1 protein-coding gene is annotated in these 541 nt (G+C 55.6%); it reads right to left on the bottom strand.

Translation table 11 applies throughout. The annotated features are described in order from the left end of the window. Positions 1 to 473 (bottom strand): hypothetical protein (locus tag SLW74_RS27485; protein WP_410930729.1); only part of this gene is annotated, 473 nt, incomplete at its 3' end. Positions 474 to 541 lie beyond the last annotated feature (68 nt).

Raw genomic sequence — 541 nt, forward strand, 5'->3', positions numbered from 1 at the left:
GTCGTGACGTTCAGCGGATTCCAGTTCTGCAGCGTGATCTGCGGCGTCGAGACCACGCTCAGCCAGAGTTTTTGCCCCACTGCCTGACCAGGCCAGGCCGCCAGTGTCATGTGGGCGTTAGCCGTCAACGCGGTCACATCAAGCTCGGTCCCCTGCGCCTCGGTAATGACCGGCTTTGGATAGGCCGGACGCACGTACTTGCGCACGGTGAGTTGAAGGGGCTCAGACGCGACGCCGTCTGGCTCATTTGGATTGAGCACCGAGTAAATGACGATGATGGGTTGAGGGACGGTTTCACCCGCTGCAATGACAAGGGCAGAGGGGACCTTGACCCTGATTTGCGTTCCCTCGGAAGCGACCGGTTCGATCGAGTAATCATCGTTCCAGTAAAAACTGACCAGATAGGTGGCGGGAATATTATCAATGACAATATAGGTGTTATCGACAGCGTTGTTCTTGTTGGGATCAAGCACGTTGAATGCGTCTGCAGGCTCGACTTTAGGACGAGGGTAGGGTGTTGCGTTAATGGATAAAGTGCCGT

This window comes from Pseudomonas sp. W5-36 (genome assembly GCF_046540455.1).
In the GTDB taxonomy this organism is placed as follows: Bacteria; Pseudomonadota; Gammaproteobacteria; order Pseudomonadales; family Pseudomonadaceae; genus Aquipseudomonas; species Aquipseudomonas graminis_B.